General features: G+C 40.0%; 1 protein-coding gene. It reads left to right on the plus strand.

Annotated features, from left to right (window positions below):
- Positions 1–88: 88 nt before the first annotated feature.
- Positions 89–563, plus strand: a 475-nt coding sequence (locus tag HMPREF2700_RS05010; RefSeq protein WP_283129672.1) for a zonular occludens toxin domain-containing protein, incomplete at its 3' end; no start/stop codon positions are given.

Genomic DNA, 563 nt, shown 5'->3' on the forward strand with positions numbered 1-563 from the left:
CATTAGGTCTGATATTCGGTGCATTTGCATTTAATGTTGCTATGCAAAGTATCAGCAAAATGTCATTTATTCCAGGGGGAAAAGCTAAATGATTATTTTACAAACGGGCGTTCCGGGTAGTGGAAAGACAAGCTCTATCGTCAATATGTTGATGACAGATGAAAGCTACACACATTTTACTGATAAAGACGGTGTAAAGAAAAAACGCCCGCTCTTTGTCAACGGCATCCCCGAACTTAAAATAGAACATGAAGAACTTACAGATGAACAAATTAAAGAGAAGCCTTTTCAAGACTTCCTCCCTTATGGCTCGCTCGTCATCATAAACGAAGCGCAAAGGCTGTTGGGTACACGTTCCGCCGCTTCAAAAGTACCTCCATTTATAGAAGCTTTAGCATTACATCGACATCATGGCTTAGATATCGTGTTAATCACGCAACATCCAAGTTTTCTTGATAGTTTCGTAAGAAAGCTTGTTCAAAGGCATATGCATGTATCCATTAAACCGGTTGGTCGTAAACTTTATGAGTGGAATGAATGTGTAGATCAGCCTGATAGCAGTG

This window comes from Neisseria sp. HMSC068C04 (genome assembly GCF_001810105.1).
In the GTDB taxonomy this organism is placed as follows: Bacteria; Pseudomonadota; Gammaproteobacteria; order Burkholderiales; family Neisseriaceae; genus Neisseria; species Neisseria flavescens_B.